The sequence below is a fragment of the Geodermatophilus sp. SYSU D00766 genome (genome assembly GCF_054049915.1).
On record NZ_JBJGYI010000021.1, the window covers coordinates 16,929 to 36,146 of the forward strand.

The 19,218-nt window shown below is 75.4% G+C and carries 19 protein-coding genes and 1 tRNA gene; 19 read left to right on the forward strand and 1 reads right to left on the reverse strand.

The window, feature by feature from the left end; translation table 11 throughout:
• Positions 1-17 precede the first annotated feature (17 nt).
• Positions 18-89 (forward strand) — tRNA-Val (locus ACI8AD_RS15645).
• 62 nt (positions 90-151) lie between these two features.
• Here the strand turns inward: ACI8AD_RS15645 and ACI8AD_RS15650 are convergent.
• Positions 152-694: a dihydrofolate reductase family protein gene (locus ACI8AD_RS15650; RefSeq protein ID WP_089404902.1), complete on the reverse strand. Its 543-nt coding sequence runs from the start codon at positions 692-694 to the stop codon at positions 152-154.
• 175 nt (positions 695-869) lie between these two features.
• On the opposite strand from ACI8AD_RS15650, the gene ACI8AD_RS15655 reads away from it, so the two are divergent.
• From ACI8AD_RS15655 to ACI8AD_RS15740, 18 genes are all read left to right on the forward strand, one after another.
• Positions 870-1,259, forward strand: a complete 390-nt coding sequence (locus ACI8AD_RS15655; protein WP_456871438.1) for an HNH endonuclease — start codon at positions 870-872, stop codon at positions 1,257-1,259.
• Between the two features lie 10 nt (positions 1,260-1,269).
• Positions 1,270-1,836 carry an MOSC N-terminal beta barrel domain-containing protein gene (locus ACI8AD_RS15660; protein ID WP_456871439.1) on the forward strand — a complete coding sequence of 189 codons (567 nt, stop codon included), beginning with the start codon at positions 1,270-1,272 and terminating at the stop codon, positions 1,834-1,836.
• Positions 1,837-1,924: 88 nt separating this feature from the next.
• Positions 1,925-3,943, forward strand: coding sequence for a threonine--tRNA ligase (gene thrS / locus ACI8AD_RS15665; protein ID WP_456871440.1), 2,019 nt, complete (start codon positions 1,925-1,927; stop codon positions 3,941-3,943).
• On the forward strand, positions 3,940-4,518 hold the full coding sequence (locus ACI8AD_RS15670) for an HIT family protein (RefSeq protein ID WP_456871441.1): 579 nt from the start codon (positions 3,940-3,942) through the stop codon (positions 4,516-4,518). The genes thrS and ACI8AD_RS15670 overlap by 4 nt, the downstream gene beginning before the upstream one ends.
• 1 nt (position 4,519) lies before the next feature.
• A complete protein-coding gene (gene pgsA, locus ACI8AD_RS15675) occupies positions 4,520-5,146 on the forward strand; it encodes a phosphatidylinositol phosphate synthase (protein WP_456871442.1) in 627 nt (208 codons plus the stop codon).
• A complete protein-coding gene (locus tag ACI8AD_RS15680; RefSeq protein ID WP_456871443.1) occupies positions 5,143-6,102 on the forward strand; it encodes a phosphatidylinositol mannoside acyltransferase in 960 nt (319 codons plus the stop codon). The genes pgsA and ACI8AD_RS15680 overlap by 4 nt, the downstream gene beginning before the upstream one ends.
• The gene (locus ACI8AD_RS15685; RefSeq protein WP_456871444.1) at positions 6,102-7,301 is read left to right on the forward strand and encodes a glycosyltransferase family 4 protein; all 1,200 of its coding nucleotides are present in this window, start codon (positions 6,102-6,104) and stop codon (positions 7,299-7,301) included. Before ACI8AD_RS15680 ends, ACI8AD_RS15685 begins: the two co-directional genes overlap by 1 nt.
• A gap of 11 nt (positions 7,302-7,312) precedes the next feature.
• Positions 7,313-7,852 (forward strand): hypothetical protein, encoded by a 540-nt coding sequence (locus ACI8AD_RS15690; RefSeq protein ID WP_456871445.1) that lies wholly within the window; start codon positions 7,313-7,315, stop codon positions 7,850-7,852.
• Positions 7,853-7,875: 23 nt separating this feature from the next.
• Complete coding sequence (locus ACI8AD_RS15695; protein ID WP_456871446.1) at positions 7,876-8,991, forward strand: heparan-alpha-glucosaminide N-acetyltransferase domain-containing protein; 1,116 nt, start codon at positions 7,876-7,878, stop codon at positions 8,989-8,991.
• Between the two features lie 87 nt (positions 8,992-9,078).
• A complete protein-coding gene (locus ACI8AD_RS15700; RefSeq protein WP_456871447.1) occupies positions 9,079-9,831 on the forward strand; it encodes a YebC/PmpR family DNA-binding transcriptional regulator in 753 nt (250 codons plus the stop codon).
• Between the two features lie 80 nt (positions 9,832-9,911).
• Complete coding sequence (gene ruvC / locus ACI8AD_RS15705; protein WP_456871448.1) at positions 9,912-10,478, forward strand: crossover junction endodeoxyribonuclease RuvC; 567 nt, start codon at positions 9,912-9,914, stop codon at positions 10,476-10,478.
• Positions 10,475-11,116: a Holliday junction branch migration protein RuvA gene (gene ruvA / locus ACI8AD_RS15710; RefSeq protein ID WP_456871449.1), complete on the forward strand. Its 642-nt coding sequence runs from the start codon at positions 10,475-10,477 to the stop codon at positions 11,114-11,116. Before ruvC ends, ruvA begins: the two co-directional genes overlap by 4 nt.
• 79 nt (positions 11,117-11,195) lie before the next feature.
• On the forward strand, positions 11,196-12,320 hold the full coding sequence (gene ruvB / locus ACI8AD_RS15715; RefSeq protein ID WP_456871450.1) for a Holliday junction branch migration DNA helicase RuvB: 1,125 nt from the start codon (positions 11,196-11,198) through the stop codon (positions 12,318-12,320).
• Between the two features lie 173 nt (positions 12,321-12,493).
• On the forward strand, positions 12,494-12,880 hold the full coding sequence (locus ACI8AD_RS15720) for a preprotein translocase subunit YajC (RefSeq protein ID WP_456871451.1): 387 nt from the start codon (positions 12,494-12,496) through the stop codon (positions 12,878-12,880).
• A gap of 11 nt (positions 12,881-12,891) precedes the next feature.
• Positions 12,892-14,586, forward strand: a complete 1,695-nt coding sequence (gene secD / locus ACI8AD_RS15725) for a protein translocase subunit SecD (protein WP_456871452.1) — start codon at positions 12,892-12,894, stop codon at positions 14,584-14,586.
• Positions 14,583-15,986, forward strand: coding sequence for a protein translocase subunit SecF (gene secF, locus ACI8AD_RS15730; protein WP_456871453.1), 1,404 nt, complete (start codon positions 14,583-14,585; stop codon positions 15,984-15,986). The genes secD and secF overlap by 4 nt, the downstream gene beginning before the upstream one ends.
• A complete protein-coding gene (locus ACI8AD_RS15735; protein ID WP_456871454.1) occupies positions 15,983-16,570 on the forward strand; it encodes an adenine phosphoribosyltransferase in 588 nt (195 codons plus the stop codon). The genes secF and ACI8AD_RS15735 overlap by 4 nt, the downstream gene beginning before the upstream one ends.
• Before the next feature lie 88 nt (positions 16,571-16,658).
• The gene (locus ACI8AD_RS15740) at positions 16,659-19,148 is read left to right on the forward strand and encodes a RelA/SpoT family protein (RefSeq protein WP_456871455.1); all 2,490 of its coding nucleotides are present in this window, start codon (positions 16,659-16,661) and stop codon (positions 19,146-19,148) included.
• The last annotated feature ends 70 nt before the right edge of the window (positions 19,149-19,218 follow it).

The following is a 19,218-nucleotide window of genomic DNA, read 5'->3' on the forward strand; positions in this document are numbered from 1 at the left end:
ATCATGGACGGCGCAGCGGGCGATTGGCTCAGTGGTAGAGCGCTTCGTTCACACCGAAGAGGTCACTGGTTCGAACCCAGTATCGCCCACGCACAGGAGAGGGCCGGTCCCGTACGGGACCGGCCCTCTCGTCGTCGGTCAGGCCGGTCGGTCAGGCGGGACCGTAGGTCAGGTGCGCCACCCCGTTGCTGAGCTTCTCCACGTCCAGCAGCGCCAGCTTCTGCGCGGTGCCCTCGGGGAACAGCCGGATGCCCTGCCCGACGGCGACGGGGTAGACGTAGAGGTGCAGCTCGTCGGCCAGGCCGTCGGCGACCAGCGCCCGCACCAGCGTGGCGCTGCCGCTCACGTAGAGGTCGCGGTCGGCCTTCAGCTCGCGGATCCGCGCGGGGTCGTAGCCGCCGACCGACGTCGAGTTGCGCCACACCGACTCCGCGTCGGTCAGCGTCGAGGAGACGACGTACTTGGTCGTGTCGTTGAAGAACGGCGCGCCCTCGTCCTCCTCGGCGGTCCGGGTCGACCAGGCGGGGGCGAACATCTCGAAGGTGGTCCGGCCGAGCAGGATGCCGCCCGCCGGCGCGGTGATGGCGCCGATCGAGGCGGCGAGGTCGTCGGGGAAGCCGTAGTCCACCGTCCACATCGGGGCGTCGACCACCCCGTCGACGGTGGTGAACTCGTGCACCCTGATGACGCCCATGTCGTGCTCCTCACTGCTGGTCCGGCGGTCGGCCCGTCCGGGTCGGTCGGTGTCGTCGGGGAGACCCTGGCCCACGGCGGAACTCATCGGCACCGGGCGCGCCGTGTCACCGACGTCACACCCGCGGGAGCCCGGGACCGCGCGGGCACCGGCGGGCGGGCGCACCATGGTGGGGATGGCACTGGACAGGGCCGCCCGCCTGGACGCGGCCGTGGAGCGGGACGGCCCCACGTGCATCTGGTGCGGCCGCGCGCTGACCGGGCAGGTCGCCGCGACCACCGAGCACGTCGTGCCGCGGGTCAAGGGCGGCCCGTCGTGGCTGGAGAACGAGGTCGCCGCCTGCCGCCGGTGCAACGGCGAGCGGGGGCACACCGCGCCGGTCGAGTGGCTGGAGGAGTGCCTGCGCCGGGGCTGGCCCGCCGACGAGGCGCGGCTCGCCCGGGTGCTGGCCGACCTGGCCGCGGCGATCGCCGACCGCGGCGGCCAGCGCCGCGCCCGGCCCTACCTCGACGCGCAGCTGCGCCGGCTGCGCCGCCGGGGGACCCCCGCCGCCCGGTCTGCGTAGCGTGGCCCGCGTGAGCGCGGGAACGGTCGTGGCCATCTCGGTCTACCCGGTGCGCGGCTGCGCGGGGACGGCGCTGCCGCGGGCCGACGTCGGCCCCGCCGGGCTGGCCGGTGACCGGGCGGGCGCCGTCGCGGAGGCCGACGGGCGGGTGCTGCGCGGCAAGGACGCCCCGGAGCTCGCCGGCGTCGTCGCCACCGGGATCCCCGACCGCGACGCCGCGGCCGTGTCCGCGGCGCTGGGGCGGCCGGTGCGGATCGAGCCGCTGACCGGCCGGCCCGACGGCGCCGCGGCGGTGCACCTGGTCTCCCGGCAGGCGCTGGAGCGCGCGGCCGCGGGCGTCGTCCCGGCCGGCTGCGGCGCCGAGGACCCGCGGGCCAACCTCGTGCTCGACCTGCCCGCCGGCGACGACGAGCGGACCTGGGTGGGCCGGCGGCTGCGGCTGGGGTCGGTCGTGCTGGAGGTCACCCGACTGCCGAAGCACTGCCTGGGCGTCTACGCCGAGGTGGCGCAGCCGGGGACGGTCGCGGTCGGTGATCCCGTGCAGCCGGCCGGCGGGGGAGCCGAGTCGGCCGGGTGAGCGCCCCGGCGGTCGATACGCTGGCCTGCGCGACGCCCGCGCCCGCGCGGACGCCGCGCGAACCGCCCAGCGACCCCCAGGAGATCCCGTGTCCGCCGCGCCACCCCCCGCCGTTGCCACCCCGATCCGGGTGCCGGCCGGGACCACGGCCGAGCAGGCGCTCAAGGACGCCGGGGTCGCGCTCAAGGGCCCCGACGGCGCCGTCGTCGTCCGCGACCTGGCCACCGGCGACCTGCGCGACCTGTCCTGGGTCCCCGGTGCCGACGCCGAGGTGGAGCCGGTCGTCGCCGCCAGCCCCGAGGGCCGCGCGGTCATCCGCCACTCCACCGCGCACGTGCTCGCCCAGGCCGTGCAGGACCTCTTCCCGGGCACCCGCCTGGGCATCGGCCCGCCGGTGGAGAACGGCTTCTACTACGACTTCGACCCCGAGCGGCCCTTCACCCCGGAGGACCTGCAGGCGCTGGAGAAGCGCATGCAGCAGATCGTGAAGGCCGGCCAGCGGTTCTCCCGCCGGGAGGTCACCGAGGACGAGGCCCGCGCCGAGCTGGCGCACGAGCCGTACAAGCTCGAGCTCATCGACCTCAAGGGCGGGGCCGCCGACGGCGCCGACGTCGAGGTGGGCGGCGGGCAGCTGACCATGTACGACAACCTCGACGCGCGCACCGGCGAGCGGGTGTGGACCGACCTGTGCCGCGGCCCGCACCTGCCGCGCACCAGCGGCATCCCGGCCTTCAGCCTCACCCGCTCGGCGGCCGCCTACTGGCGCGGCGACGAGAAGAACCCGCAGCTGCAGCGGGTGTACGGCACCGCGTGGGAGAGCCGCGAGGCGCACAAGGGGTACCTGGAGCACCTGGCCGAGGCCGAGCGCCGCGACCACCGCCGCCTCGGCGCCGAGCTGGACCTGTTCAGCTTCCCCGACGAGATCGGCTCGGGGCTGGCGGTCTTCCACCCGAAGGGCGGGATCGTCCGCCGTGAGCTCGAGGACTACAGCCGCCGGCGGCACGAGGAGGGCGGCTACTCCTTCGTCAACACCCCGCACATCACCAAGGAGGACCTGTTCCTCACCAGCGGGCACCTGCCGTACTACGCGGACACGATGTTCCCGCCCATGGAGTTCGAGGGCGCGAACTACTACCTCAAGCCGATGAACTGCCCGATGCACATCCTCGTGTACCGCAGCCGCGGGCGGTCCTACCGCGAGCTGCCGCTGCGGCTGTTCGAGTTCGGCACGGTGTACCGCTACGAGAAGTCCGGGGTGGTGCACGGGCTGACCCGGGTGCGCGGCCTGACCATGGACGACTCACACATCTTCACCACCCGCGAGGACATGGCCGGCGAGATCCGCGGGGTGCTCGACTTCGTCCTCGGCCTGCTGCGCGACTACGGCCTCGACGACTTCTACCTGGAGCTGTCCACCCGCGACGACTCGCCGAAGTTCATCGGCGAGGACGCGCAGTGGGAGCAGGCGACCGCGGCGCTGCAGGCGGCCGCCGACGCCTCGGGGCTGGAGCTGGTGCCCGACCCGGGCGGCGCGGCGTTCTACGGGCCGAAGATCTCCGTGCAGGCGCGCGACGCCATCGGCCGCTCGTGGCAGATGTCGACCCTGCAGGTCGACTTCAACTTCCCCGAGCGGTTCGCGCTGGAGTACACCGCCGCCGACGGCACCCGCCAGCGGCCGGTCATGCTGCACCGCGCGCTGTTCGGCTCCATCGAGCGGTTCTTCGGCATCCTCACCGAGCACTACGCCGGCGCCTTCCCCGCGTGGCTGGCGCCGGTGCAGGTCGTCGGCATCCCGGTCACCGACGACCAGGTCGGCTACCTCGAGGACGTCGCGCTGCAGCTGCGGGCGCGCGGCATCCGGGTCGACGTCGACGACTCCGACGACCGCATGCAGAAGAAGATCCGCAACGCCAGCAAGCAGAAGGTGCCCTTCGTGCTCATCGCCGGGGCCACCGACGCCGAGGCGGGCGCCGTGTCCTTCCGCTACCGCGACGGCAGCCAGCGCAACGGCGTGCCGGTCGGCGACGCCGTCGACGCGATCGTCGCCTGGGTGGCCGGGCGGCACAACGTCGACCCCACCGCGGACGCGCCGCTGGAGAGCCCGTGACCACCGGACCGGACGGGTTCTCCGTCCCGGTCTCCAGCGACGACGGCGGCCCGGCCACCGTCTTCGAGCACCTGTGGACGCCCTACCGGATGGCCTACATCCGCGGCTCGGGCAAGCCCACCGGCGAGCACGACTGCCCGTTCTGCCTCATCCCGGCCATGCCGGACGAGGACGGGCTGGTCGTCGCGCGCGGTGCCACGGTCTTCGCGGTGCTCAACCTCTACCCGTACAACGCCGGGCACCTGATGGTGGTCCCGTACCGGCACGTGCCCGACTACACCGACCTCACCGACGCCGAGGTCGCCGAGTTCGGGGCGTTCACGCAGACGGCGATGCGCGTGGTGCGGCAGGTGACCGGCGCCCACGGGTTCAACATCGGCATGAACCAGGGCTCGGTGGCCGGCGCCGGCATCGCCGACCACCTGCACCAGCACGCGGTGCCGCGCTGGGGCGGGGACACCAACTTCATGCCGGTGATCGGCCTGACCCGGGTGCTGCCGCAGGTGCTCGCCGAGACCCGGGCGCTGCTCGCCGAGCACTGGCCGGGCGCGACCGCGCCGGTCCCGGGGAGCTGACGTGCTCGGCCAGGGGGCGCGTGCGGCGGTCGGCCGGTTCTGGGCGCCGGTGGTGGCCCGGCTGGCCCGCGCGGGGGTGACCCCCGACGCGGTCACCGTCACCGGGACGCTGGGCGCGATCGCCGCCGCGGTGCTGCTCATCGCGCACGGCGTGCTGTTCTGGGGCGCGTTCACCGTCACGCTGTTCGTGCTGCTCGACATGCTCGACGGCGCCCTCGCCCGCGCCCGCGGCGGCGGGTCGGCGTTCGGCGCGGTGCTGGACTCCACCTGCGACCGCGCCGTCGACGCCGCCGTCTTCGGGGCGCTGGTCTGGTGGTTCACCGGCGCCGGTGACGACCGGCTGCTGGCGCTGCTGGCCCTCGTCGGCCTGGTCCTCGGGGTGCTGACCAGCTACATCAAGGCGCGCGCCGAGGGCGTGGGCATCCCCTGCGACGTCGGGCTGGTCGAGCGCACCGAGCGGCTGATCCTGGCGCTCACCGGCACCGGCCTGACCGGGCTCGGCATCCCGTACGCCGTCGACGTCGGGTTGTGGCTGCTGGTCGCCGGCGGCGCGATCACGGTCGGGCAGCGGGTGGTCGCCGTCCACCGGGGTGCGCGCGGGCGGCCCCTGCCGGCGCCGGCCCCGTGAGCGGCCGCCGTGGCTCCGCCGTCTCCCAGGTCGCGTCCCGGGTCGGCGCCCGCGCCACCGACGTCGGCTACGCGGCCGGCTGGCGCGCGGTGCAGTGGCTGCCGGAGCCGGTGGCCCGCGGCGCCTTCGACGCCGGCGCCCGCGTCGCCGCCCGGCGCGGGGGCCGGGGCACCCGGCAGCTGCGGGCCAACCTGCGGGTCGCCACCGGCGGCAAGCTCGACGAGGAGGCGCTCGACGAGCTCACCGTCCGGGCGCTGCGCTCCTACGCGCGCTACTGGCAGGAGGCCTTCCGCCTGCCGCGCCTGGATCCCGCCCGCGTGCTGCGCGACACCGTCATGGAGGGGCAGGAGCACCTCGAGCGGGCGCGGGCGCAGGGCCGGCCGGTGGTCCTCGCGCTGCCGCACAGCGGCAACTGGGACGCCGCCGGCGTGTGGTTCGTCGACTGGCTCGGCGGGCCGTTCATGACCGTCGCCGAGCGGCTGCGCCCCGAGTCGCTCTACGAGCGCTTCCTCGCCTACCGCGAGACCCTCGGCTTCCGCGTGGTGCCGCTCACCGGCGGGCCCCGGCCCAGCTCCGACGTGCTCCGCGAGTGGCTCGCCGGCGGCCGGTCGGTGTGCCTGCTCGTCGACCGCGACCTCGGCCCCGGCGGCGTGCCGGTGGAGTTCTTCGGCCGGCCCACCACCATGCCCGGCGGCCCCGCGCTGCTGGCCGCGCGCACCGGGGCCGCCCTGCACCCGGTCGTCTCCCGGTTCAGCGGGCGCGGTTGGGTGCACGCGGTGTGCCCGGAGGTCCCCCTCGACGGCGGCGCGCGGCTGCGCGGCCGGGTGGCGACGGCGATGCAGGGCGTGGCCGACGCCTTCACCGGCGCGATCGCCCGGCAGCCCGAGGACTGGCACGTGCTGGGGCGCATCTGGGCCGACGTGCCGCCGGACCCGCCGGCGCCGGAGCGCGGCTGATGCGCATCGGCCTGGTCTGCCCCTACCAGTGGGACGTGCCCGGCGGGGTGCAGTACCACGTGCGCGACCTCGCCGAGACGCTGCTCGGGCTCGGGCACACCGTCGGCGTGCTCACGCCCGCCGAGCGCGAGGAGTCGCTGACCGACCCCTGGCTCACCTTCGCCGGGCGCACCGTGCCCATCCCCTACAACGGCTCGATGGCCAGCGTGCAGTTCGGGCCGGTGTCGGCGTCCCGGGTGCGCCGGTGGCTGCGCGACGGGCGCTTCGACGTCGTCCACGTGCACGACCCCGCGCCGCCGTCGATCGGCCTGCTGGTCTGCATGATCGCCAAGGGGCCGATCGTGGCCACCTTCCACGCCGCCACCGTCCGGTCGAAGTGGCTGGCCGCCTGGGGGCCGGTGGTGCGGCCGTGGCTGGAGCGGATCAGCGGCCGGATCGCCGTCTCCGACTTCGCCCGCCGGCTGCAGGTCGAGCACCTCGGCGGCGACGCGGTGATCATCCCCAACGGCGTGCACGTGGCCGCCTTCGCCGAGGGGCCGCCCCTGCCCGGCACCGCCCGCGGCGTCGACGGCCCCACCATCGGCTTCCTCGGCCGCTACGACGAGCCGCGCAAGGGCCTGCCGGTGCTGCTCGAGGCGATGCGCGCCGTCGTCCGCGAGCACCCCGGCGCGCGGCTGCTCATCGCCGGCCGCGGCGACCCCGACGCCCTGCGCGACGCGGTGGGGGAGGACCTGCGCCCGTCGGTGGCGCTGCTCGGCGAGCTGTCGGAGGCCGACAAGGGCGCGTTCCTGCGCTCGGTCGACGTCTACTGCGCGCCCAACCTGCTCGGCGAGAGCTTCGGCGTCGTGCTCATCGAGGCGATGGCCGCCGGCGCACCGATCGTGGCCAGCGACCTCGACGCGTTCGCGCGGGTCCTCGAGGACGGCGCGGCCGGCGTGCTGGTCCGCCGCGGGGACGTCGCCGCGCTGGCCCGGGCGCTGTCGGACCTGCTCGCCGACCCGGCCCGCCGTGCGGCGCTGTCGGCGGCCGGGCGGGAGGCGGCGGCCGGCTACGACTGGCAGGCGGTGGCCCGCCGGGTGCTCGCCGTCTACGAGACCGTGGCGCTGCCCGGCGCCGGCGGGGTGACCGCCGCCGACGACGACGAGCTCGCCGCGGCCGACGGGGTGTTCCCGTCCCTGCGCAGGCGCGTCCGCCGCTAGCGTGGGCCAGCATGACGCCCGACGCCTGGCTGCTCCTCGCCGTCGGCGTCGTCGCGCTCCTGCTGGCCTGGACGGCCTGGACGCTCACCCGGCTGCGGCGCCTGGAGACCCGGGTGGCGCGCGCGTGGACGGTCCTCGACGGTCGGCTGCGGCAGCGCGCGGCGCTCGCCGCCGACCTGGCCTCCGACCACTCCGCCGCGCTGGGTGAGGACCGCGCCACCCGCCTGAAGGCGGCCGCGCACGACGCCCACGACCCGCTGGCCGGCGACCGCGAGCTGGCCGAGAACGCCCTCGGCCGCGAGCTGCGCGCTCTGCCCCGCGAGGTCCCCGGCATCCCGACGGCGTGCCTGGCCGCGGTCGCCGAGGCCGACGCCCGCATGGCCCTGGCCCGCCGGTTCTACAACGACGCCGTCCGCGACACCCACCTGCTGCGGCTGCGCCGGCTGCCCCGGCTGCTGCGGCTGCACGCCGACCGCCCGCTGCCGCGCTTCTTCGACGTCGAGGACGGCCTCGACGCCGTCCCGGCCGCCGCCGGCACGCCGCGCGGCTGAGCGCGCGGCGAGGCGTCGCCCCGGTGACGGCACGGCAGGACGAGGTCGGCGGCACCCGCGCGCCCGCCGTCCCCCGGGTGGTGTCCGGGGGGCGGCTGCGGGGCGTCGACCTCGCCCGCGGGATCGCCGTCCTGGGGATGTTCGCCGCGCACCTGGGCGACACCGGGGAGCTCGGCTGGGACCCGGCCACCTGGCGGGCGGTGGTCGACGGCCGCTCGTCGATCCTGTTCGCCACGCTGGCCGGGGTCTCTCTCGCGCTGCTGTCCGGCGGGCGCACCCCGTCGACCGGGGCGGACCTGGCCCGGGCCCGCACGCGCGTCCTCGTCCGCGCCGCGTGGGTGTTCGCCATCGGCGGCGTCCTGGAGCTGCTCGACACGTTCGTCGCGATCATCCTCGGCGTCTACGCGGTGCTGTTCGTGCTGGCCCTGCCGTTCCTGCGCTGGTCGCCGGCGCGGCTGCTGTCGGCCGCCGCCGTCGTCGCCGTGGTCGGCCCGCCGCTGGCGCTCGCGGTCGGGCGGTACGCCACCGACCGGGGCGAGGAGGGCAACGCCTTCGCCTTCCTGCTGGTCACCGGCTACTACCCGGCGGCGGTCTGGCTGGCCTTCGTGCTGGTCGGGCTCGCGGTCGGCCGGCTCGACCTGCGCGCCGCCCGGGTGCGGGCCGGCCTGGTCGCCGGCGGGACGGCCGCGGCGGTCCTGGGCTACGCCGGCGGCCTGCTGAGCACCCGGGCGTTCGCGCCCGGACAGCGGCTGGCCGGGATCGAGGACGGCTTCGGCGTCCCGGGGGAGTGGGACCCCGCGTGGCTCAGCGGCGCCCAGCCGCACAGCGCCACGACGTTCGAGGTGGTCGGCTCCGGCGGGGTCGCGGTGGCCGTCGTCGGGCTGTGCCTGGTCCTCGCCGACCTGCTGCCGCGGCTGACCTGGCCGCTGGCGTCGGTGGGCGCGCTGGCGCTGTCGGTCTACACCGCCCAGATCGTGGCCATCGCGGTGCTCGACGTCGGCTACGGCGAGAGCTGGGGGCAGTGGGCGCGCTTCAGCCTGAGCGCCGTGCTGCTGGCATCGGTGTGGCGCTGGCAGCTGGGCCGCGGCCCGCTGGAACGGCTGCTGACCTGGAGCTCGCGGCGGGCGGCCGGACCCTGAGGGCGGACGGGGGCCGCAGCCGGCGCCGGTAGGATCGACGGGTGCGCCCGGGTGCCGGTGCCGGGCGCCCGGACGAGGAGGACAGCCGTGAGCGGCCATTCCAAGTGGGCGACCACCAAGCACAAGAAGGCCGCGATCGACGCCAAGCGCGGCAAGCTGTTCGCCAAGCTGATCAAGAACATCGAGGTCGCGGCCCGGACCGGCGGCGGTGACCCCGCGGGCAACCCGACGCTCTACGACGCCATCCAGAAGGCGAAGAAGTCCTCGGTCCCCAACGACAACATCGACCGCGCGGTCAAGCGCGGCTCGGGCGCCGAGGCCGGCGGTGTCGAGTACCAGTCGATCACCTACGAGGGCTATGCGGCCGGCGGCGTCGCGGTCCTCGTCGAGTGCCTCACCGACAACCGCAACCGGTCGGCGTCCGAGGTGCGCACCGCGATGACCCGCAACGGCGGTTCCATGGCCGACCCGGGCTCGGTGTCCTACTTGTTCAGCCGCAAGGGCGTGGTCGTCGTCCCCAAGTCCGACGGCGTCGACGAGGACAGCGTGCTGCTGGCCGTCCTCGACGCCGGCGCCGAGGAGGTCCGCGACCTCGGCGACACCCTCGAGGTGGTCAGCGAGCCCACCGACCTGGTGGCCGTGCGCACCGCCCTGCAGGACGCCGGCATCGACTACGACTCCGCCGAGGCCGGCTTCGTCCCCAGCGTCACCGTCGAGCTCGACGAGGAGGGCGCCGGCAAGGTGTTCCGGCTCATCGACGCCCTCGAGGACTGCGACGACGTGCAGAACGTGTACGCGAACTACGACGTCTCCGACGAGGTGCTCGAGAAGGTGGGCTGAACCGGCCGCGTGTCGCGCCCGCTCGTCGCAGCGGGCGGTTAGCCTCGGTCGAACACCAGTTCGGTGATCGGGAGGCGCAGGTGCGGGTGCTCGGCATCGACCCGGGGCTGACCCGGTGCGGGTGGGGCGTGGTCGACGGCCGCCCCGGCGCCCGCCCGCAGGCCGTCGGGGTGGGCGTGATCCGCAGCTCCGCCGACCTCGACCTGGAGCTGCGGCTGCTGGAGCTGCACACCCAGGTGACCGCGCTGCTGCGCGAGCACCGGCCCGACGTCGTCGCCATCGAGCGGGTCTTCACCCAGAACAACAAGGGCACCGCCACCGGCACCGCCCAGGCGGCCGGGATCGCGGCGCTGGCCGCGGCGCAGGCCGACCGGCCGGTCGCCTGGCACACGCCCAGCGAGGTCAAGGCGGCCATCTCCGGCAACGGCCGCGCGGACAAGGAGCAGGTCACCCTCATGGTCACCCGGGTGCTGGGCCTCTCGGCCGCCCCCAAGCCGGCCGACGCCGCCGACGCGCTGGCCCTGGCCGTCTGCCACGTGTGGCGCGGCCCGGCGCAGCAGCGGCTGCGCAGCGCCGCCATCGCCGGTGGCATCGGCGCGCCGGTGGTACAGCGCACGCTGCCGCGCTGGCAGGGGGTGTCGCGGTGATCGCGAGTGTGAACGGCCGGGTGGCCGCGGTGGGGCCCGACGGCGCGGTGGTCGAGGTCGGCGGGGTCGGCCTGGCGGTGCAGTGCACCCCGGGCACCATCGCCCGGCTCGTGGTGGGGGAGCAGGCCCGGCTGGCCACCAGCCTCGTCGTCCGCGAGGACTCCCTCACCCTCTACGGCTTCGCCGACGACGACGAGCGCCAGCTGTTCGAGCTGCTGCAGACCGCCAACGGCGTCGGCCCGCGGCTGGCCCAGGCGGTGCTGGCCATCCACCCGCCGCGGGAGGTGCGCCGCGCGGTGTCGATGGCCGACGTCAAGGCGCTCACCCAGGTGCCGGGCATCGGCAAGAAGGGCGCCGAGCGGCTGATCCTCGAGCTGCGCGACCGGCTGGGCTCCACCACCACCGACACCCAGCTCGACGGCCCGGCGCCGGCCGGCGGGGGCGTCCCGGTCGCCCCGGTGGCGCCGTGGCGCGACCAGCTCACCGCCGCCCTGGTCGGTCTGGGCTGGTCCGGCCGCGAGGCCGACACCGCGGTCACCGCGCTCGCGCCGGTCGCCGACGAGCAGCTCACCGGCACCGGCCGGGTCGACGTCGCGCTGCTGCTGCGCCAGGCGCTGCAGCTGCTGGGCCGATCGTGAGCGGACAGGGGCGTGAGCATCGCAGCGAGCGCCGGCGAGCGAGGAGCGGAGCGTCCCGCGGGAGCGAACAGGAGGCATCGTGAGCGCGCCGTTCGACCGGTCGCTGACCGGCGAGGTGGAGTCGGGCATCGGCCGCGACTTCGGGGTCTCGCCGCAGGCCGGTGACGAGGAGCGGGTGGTCGAGTCGGCGCTGCGGCCGCACTCGCTGCCCGACTTCATCGGCCAGCCCAAGGTCGCCCGCCAGCTCGCGCTCGTCCTCGAGGGCGCCAAGCGCCGCGGCCGGCCGCCGGACCACGTGCTGCTGTCGGGCCCGCCCGGCCTCGGCAAGACCAGCCTCGCGCTGATCATCGGCTCCGAGCTCGGCACCTCGGTGAAGATCACCAGCGGCCCGGCGATCGAGCGCTCCGGCGACCTCGCCGCGATGCTGTCCAACCTCGGCCCCGGCGACGTGCTGTTCATCGACGAGATCCACCGCATCGCCCGGCCGGCCGAGGAACTGCTGTACATGGCGATGGAGGACTTCCGGGTCGACGTCGTCGTCGGCAAGGGGCCCGGCGCCACGGCCATCCCGCTGGAGATCAACCCGTTCACCCTGGTGGGGGCGACCACGCGGGCCGGCCTGCTCACCGGCCCGCTGCGCGACCGGTTCGGCTTCGTCGGGCAGATGGAGTTCTACGAGCCCGCCGAGCTGCAGCAGGTGCTGGCCCGCAGCGCCGACCTGCTCGGCGTCGAGCTCACCGACGACGGCTCGGCCGAGATCGCCCGCCGGTCCCGCGGCACGCCGCGCATCGCCAACCGGCTGCTGCGCCGGGTGCGCGACTACGCCGAGGTCGAGGCCGACGGGCGGGTGACCCGCGCGGTCGCCCGGGCCGCGCTCGCGCTCTACGACGTCGACGAGCTCGGCCTCGACCGGCTCGACCGCGAGGTGCTCGACGCGCTGGTCTCCCGGTTCTCCGGCGGGCCCGTGGGCGTGAGCACCCTCGCCGTCGCGGTGGGGGAGGAGCCGCACACCGTCGAGGAGGTGTGCGAGCCGTTCCTGGTGCGCGCCGGGCTGCTGGCCCGCACGCCCCGCGGGCGGGTCGCCACCGAGGCGGCCTGGCGGCACCTCGGCCGCCCGCTGCCGCGTGGCGGGATCCCCCTCGGAGGGAGCACGGGCGCCGCGCGTGACCCGGGTTCGTCGTCGGAACCGCTCTTCGACGCCTAGACTGATCGGCGCTGGCGCGCAAGTCGGCCCCTCGCCGGGCCGTTCGGGTCCCGGCTCCGCGACCCGGTGTCGGCGGGGGCCGGCCCCGTGCGCCTCGACCGACGTACCCGAGCGGTCCCGACCCGGGCCGCACCGACCGCGTGCACCCGACGCGGTAGAGAGGCACCACCGTCGTGGAACTGTTCCCCCTGCTCCTGCTCGTGCTGGCCTTCGTCGCCCTGGTGGTGCTGCCGGCGCGCGCCCGCAAGCGCCAGCAGACCCAGACGCAGTCGGCGCTGGCGATCGGCGTCCCGGTGGTCATGGCCGGGGGTGTCCACGGCACCGTGGCCGGCCTCGGCGACCCGGAGACCGTCCAGGTCGAGATCGCCCCGGGCGTCGTCGTCACCTACGCGCGCCAGGCGGTCCTGCAGGTGCGCCCGCCGGCCGGCGGGATCGCCGGCCCGGTCGCCACCGGGGAGACGGTCGTGGACCCGGCGGTCGACCCGGTGGCCGACCCCACGGTGGACGAGACCGCGCGGGACGACCGGCGCGGTGACGGCTCCACCGGCAAGACCCTCTGACGGGGCGTCCGGTGGCCAACCGCGCCCTGCCCGCGAGCCGGTACTTCGGCGCGTTCATCCTGATCGTCGCCGTCATGTACGGCCTGATCTTCCTCACCGGCACCGACCGCACGCCGCAGCTCGGGCTCGACCTGCGCGGCGGCACGACGGTGACGCTGACCGCCCGCACCCCCGACGGTCAGGCCCCCGCGCCCGAGGACCTCGAGCTCGCCCGCCAGATCATCGAGCAGCGGGTCAACGGCCTCGGCGTGGCCGAGGCCGAGGTGGTCACCGAGGGCGAGTCCAACATCGTCATCTCGGTCCCCGGTGACGACGGCGAGCAGGCGCGCGAGCTGGGCCAGACCGCGCAGCTGCGGTTCCGGCCGGTGATCACCGGCCCGGAGCCGGCGGTCCTCGCCGAGACCACCGACCCCGCGGCGCCCACCGACGGCGCCACCCCGAGCGACGCCGCCACCCCGAGCGACGCCGCCGCGCCGACCGACTCCGCCGCGCCGACCGACTCCGCCGCGCCCACCGACTCCGCGGCCGCGGAGTCCACCTCGTCCGACGGCGCCGTCAGCGACCCGGCGCTCGACCCCGACCGGCCGGCCGTGACGCAGGAGGAGGCGGCGGCTGAGTACGCCACGCTGACCTGCTCGCCCGACGACGTCACCAGCGAGGTCGCCCGTCCCGACGACCACGTCGCCGCCTGCAGCGAGGACGGCACGCAGAAGTACCTCCTCGGCCCGACGATCATCGAGGGCACCGAGATCGCCGACGCCTCGGCCGGCACCCAGCCGACCACCGGCGAGTGGGTCGTCCTGCTGGACTTCAACAGCGAGGGCCGGGCCACCTGGGCGGAGTACACCGCCGCCAACGTCGGCACGAACGTCGCGTTCACCCTCGACGGCCGTGTGGTGTCGGCGCCCACCATCCAGGGCGCCATCAACGGGCAGACCACGATCACCGGCTCCTTCGACCAGGAGAGCGCCGAGGAGCTGGCCAACCAGCTGCGCTACGGCGCGCTGCCGCTGACCTTCACCCAGGCCACCGCGCAGTCGATCTCCACCGAGCTGGGTGCCGAGCAGCTGCGGGCCGGCCTGATCGCCGGGGCGATCGGCATCGCCCTGGTGTTCGTCTACGCGCTGCTCTACTACCGGCTGCTGGGCCTGGTGATGATCGCGAGCCTGGTGCTGTCGGCGGTCGTCGTCTACGCCAGCCTGGTGCTGCTGGGCCGCGAGATCGGCTTCACCCTCAGCCTCGCGGGCATCGCCGGGTTCATCGTGGCGATCGGCATCACCGCCGACTCCTTCGTCGTCTACTTCGAACGGCTCAAGGACGAGATCCGGGAGGGCCGCAGCCTGCGCTCGGCGGTGCCGCGGGCCTGGGTGCGCGCCCGCCGCACCATCCTCTCGGCCGACGCGGTCAGCTTCCTCGCCGCGGCGATCCTCTACTGGCTGGCCATCGGCGACGTGAAGGGCTTCGCGTTCACCCTGGGCCTGTCCACGGTGCTCGACCTGGTCGTCGTCTTCCTCTTCACCCACCCGCTGATGGCGGTGCTGGCCCGCTTCCCGGGCTTCGGCCGGAGCCGCTTCTCCGGCCTCGGCCGGGTCGACCGCTCACGCCGCTCGGCCGCGCCCGTCGTCGCCGCCGACCGCGAGCTGGTCGGCGCCGGCAGTGGCACCGGCAGCGGTGCCCGCGCGCCCCAGGACAGGAGCCAGGCATGAGCCGCCCGCAGGACCGCGACCCCCGCGGGGACACCACCCGCGACGACGAGGTGCCGGTCGGCACCGAGGCCGACGAGGCCCGCGGTGCCGGTGCCGACGCCGTCGAGGACGCCGCCGCGGCCGCCGACGACGAGGCGCTCGCCGAGGCCGGGCTGCCCGCCGAGGGCGACGGGCGCACCGTCCGCCCGCCGCACCGCGCGTCGCTGGCGCACCGGCTCTACAACGGCGAGGCCGGCCTCGACGTCGTCGGCCACAGCCGGCTGATCTACAAGGTCACCGCCGTCGTCGTGCTGGTCTGCATCGCCTCGATGCTGTTCCGCGGCTTCAACTTCGGCATCGACTTCGCCGGCGGCAACAGCTTCCGGCTGCCCGGCGGCACCGAGCAGCTCGCCGACGTCCGCGAGGCGGCCACCGACGCCGGCGCCGACGTCGCCTCGGCGCAGGTGGTCGGCGGCAACACGATCCTGCTGCGCACCGGTGGCCTCGACAACGACGGCGAGCGCGCGGTCGTCGACGCGGTCGCCGACGCCGCGGGGATCGCGCCGGACGAGGTCAGCCCCGAGTCGGTGAGCGCCGAGTGGGGCCAGGACATCACCGACCAGGCGCTGCTGGCGCTGGCGGTCTTCCTGGTCGCGGTCATCGCGTTCCTCGCCATCCGGTTCCAGCCGAAGATGGCGGTGGGCGCGATCGTCGCCCTGCTGCACGACCTCGTCGTCACCGCCGGCGTCTACTCGCTGATCGGGTTCGAGGTCACGCCGTCGACGGTCATCGGCCTGCTGACCATCCTCGGGTTCTCCCTCTACGACACCGTCGTCGTCTTCGACAAGGTCGACGAGAACACCCGCGATCTCGAGCGCTCCGCCCGCATGACCTGGGGCGAGGCGGCGAACCTGGCGGTCAACCAGACGCTCATGCGCTCGATCAACACCTCGGTGATCGCGCTGCTGCCGGTCGCCGGCCTGCTGTTCGTCGGCGCGGGGCTGCTCGGCGTCGGGACCCTCAAGGACCTCGCGCTGGTGCTGTTCGTCGGCCTCGCCGCCGGCGCCTACTCGTCGATCTTCCTCGCCACCCCGATCGTCGCCGACCTCAAGGACCGCGAGCCCGGGGTGCAGGCGCTGCGCCGCCGGGTGCTCGCCCGCCGGTCGGCCGCCGCCCGGTCCGGCGGCCGCGCCGCCGCCGGCCCGGTGGCCAGCGCCCGGCGCAACCGCCGGGCCGCGCCGCGGGGCGGGGTGGCGCTCGCCGAGCGCGACGTCGACACGCTCGGTCCCGCGCGGGCCGACGTGGTGGTGGAGTCCCCGGCGTCGGTGGGCCCGGAGGCCCCCCGCCGGCCGCACGGGGCGACCGCGGCCCCGCGCCCGGGTCAGCGCCCGCAGCGGCCCGGCACCAAGAAGCGGCGGTGACCGGTACCGAGCCGCTCGACGAGCTCATCGCCGGGCTGTCCGTCGACGTCCCGGACTTCCCGGCGCCGGGGGTGCTGTTCCGGGACCTGACGCCGGTCTTCGCCGACGGCCCGGCCTTCCGCCGGGTGGTGGAGGGCCTTGCGGCGCCGGCGCTGGAGGACCCGCGGGCGGCCGCGGTGGCGCACGCCGACGACGGTGTCCCGGGCGACCCCGGCTTCGACGTCGTGGTCGGCGTCGAGGCCCGCGGCTTCCTGCTCGCCGCGGCGGTGGCGCTGCGCGCGGGCGTCGGCGTGGTGCCCGTGCGCAAGGCCGGCAAGCTGCCGCGCGAGTGCGTCCGGGCCGACTACGCGCTGGAGTACGGCACCGCCACCGTCGAGATGCACACCGACTCCCTGCGGCGCGGGCAGCGGGTGCTGCTGGTCGACGACGTGCTGGCCACCGGCGGCACGCTCGCGGCGTCGGTCGCGCTGGTCGAGGAGCTCGGCGGCGTCGTCACCGCGGTGTCGGTGGTCGTCGAGCTGACCGCCCTCGGGGGCCGCGAGCGGCTGGTGCCGCACGCCGTGCACGCGCTGTGGACCGCCTAGGGGGGAGGTCCGGCCCTGCGGAGGCCGTTCCGTGACCTCTCCCGGTTAGCATGGGTGAGGTCCTCCCTCGTCTGCCGGCAGGAGTCCCGTGGCCCCCGACGCGCCCGCCACCCGCGTGGCTGGCGCGCGGCCCGACCAGCCCGGCGGCCCGGTACCGCCCGGGCAGGTGGCCCCCGCCGCGCAGGACACCCCGGCCCCGACGGTCCAGGACCCGGAGCAGACCGCCCCCCTGCCGGGCCGGCCGCTGGTCCGCCGCCCCGACGACGTCGGCAGCGAGCCGCCGGAGGAGGGCGGGACCGGGTCCCCGCGACCCCGGCGCGTCCGCGACCGGCTGGCCCGCCGGATCGTCGCCGGGCAGCGCAGCGGCGTCGTCCGCCCGGTCCTCGAGCCGCTGGCCGCCCTGCACCGGCAGAGCCACCCCAAGGCCGACCTCGCGCTGCTGCAGCGCGCCTACGACGTCGCCGAGGCCGCGCACGCCAGCCAGAAGCGCAAGAGCGGCGACCCCTACATCACCCACCCGCTGGCCGTGGCCACCGTCCTGGCCGGCCTGGGCATGGACACCACCACGCTGGTGGCCGCGCTGCTGCACGACACGGTCGAGGACACCGGCAAGACGCTCGAGGCGATCAGCGCCGACTTCGGCCCGGAGGTCGCCCACCTCGTCGACGGCGTCACCAAGATCGACAAGGTGAAGCTCGGCGACGCCGCCCAGGCCGAGACGATCCGCAAGATGATCGTCGCGATGGCCCGCGACCCGCGGGTGCTGGTCATCAAGCTCGCCGACCGGCTGCACAACATGCGCACGCTGCGCTTCCTCCCGCCGGAGAAGCAGGAGAAGAAGGCGCGCGAGACGCTGGAGATCCTCGCCCCGCTGGCCCACCGGCTGGGCATGAACACCATCAAGTGGGAGCTCGAGGACCTCGCGTTCGCCACGCTCTACCCCAAGCGCTACGACGAGATCGTCCGGCTGGTGGCCGAGCGGGCCCCCTCGCGCGACACCTACCTCGCCGAGGTCACCACCGCGGTCACCGAGCAGCTCAAGGCGGCCCGGATCGAGGCGGTCGTCACCGGCCGGCCCAAGCACTACTACTCGATCTACCAGAAGATGATCGTCCGCGGCCGGGACTTCACCGACATCTGGGACCTGGTCGGCATCCGGATCCTGGTCGACACCGTCCGCGACTGCTACGCGGCGCTGGGGATCATGCACGCGCACTGGCAGCCGGTGCCCGGGCGGTTCAAGGACTTCGTCGCGATGCCGAAGTTCAACATGTACCAGTCGCTGCACACGACGGTGATCGGCCCGCACGGCAAGCCCGTCGAGCTGCAGATCCGCACGCACGACATGCACCGCACCGCCGAGTACGGCATCGCCGCGCACTGGAAGTACAAGGAGAAGGCCCGCACCGGCGGGCGGCCGGGCCCGGGCGAGTTCGGCGCCAGCAAGGTCGGCACCCCCGACGACATGCTGTGGCTGCGCCAGCTGCTCGACTGGCAGCGCGAGGCCCAGGAGCCCGGCGAGTTCCTCGAGACCCTGCGCTACGACCTCGGGCCGCAGGAGGTCTTCGTCTTCACGCCCAAGGGCGACGTCGTCAGCCTGCCCGGCGGGGCCACGCCGGTCGACTTCGCCTACGCGGTGCACACCGAGGTCGGCCACCGCTGCATCGGCGCCCGGGTCAACGGGGCGCTGGTCAGCCTGGACAGCAAGCTGTCCAACGGCGACGTCGTGGAGATCTTCACCTCCCGCTCGCCCACGGCCGGCCCGTCGAAGGACTGGCTGGGGTTCGTCGGCTCCTCCCGGGCGCGCACCAAGATCCGGCAGTGGTTCACCAAGGAGCGGCGCGACGACGCCGTCGAGGCCGGCAAGGAGGCGCTGACCCGGGCCATGCGCAAGGCCGGGCTGCCGCTGCAGCGGCTGCTCGGCGGGGACGCGCTGGCCACGCTGGCCAAGGACCTGCGCTACGCCGACGTCACCTCGCTCTACGCCGCGGTGGGGGAGAGCCAGATCTCGGCGGCGTCGGTCGTCGACAAGCTGATGACCGCCCTGGGCGGCGCCGAGGGCGCGGTCGAGGACATCGCCGAGACCGCGATCCCCACCCGCCGGGCGGTGCACCGGCGCACCGGCAGCGGCGACCCGGGCGTCGTCGTGCACGGGATGAGCGACGTCTGGGCCAAGCTCGCCCGGTGCTGCACCCCGGTGCCCGGCGACGACATCCTGGGCTTCGTCACCCGCGGCGGCGGGGTCAGCGTGCACCGCACCGACTGCACCAACGCCGCCGACCTGCGCCGCAAGAGCGAGCGGCTGGTCGAGGTCGAGTGGGCCAGCCACCCCGGGTCGGTGTTCCTCGTGGCGATCCAGGTCGAGGCGCTCGACCGGCACCGGCTGCTCTCCGACGTCACCAAGGCGCTGGCCGACGAGCGGGTGAACATCCTGTCGGCGTCGGTGCAGACCAGCCGCGACCGGGTGGCGGTCAGCCGGTTCACCTTCGAGCTGGCCGACCCCGCGCACCTCGGAGCGGTGCTGCAGGCGGTGCGCAACGTCGACGGCGTCTTCGACGTCGAGCGCGTCACCGCCTGACGCGGGGCGCCCCTCCGCGACGATCAGGTGACCTGATCCCCGGGCGTCCTCCCGCACGGTGGGACGTGCG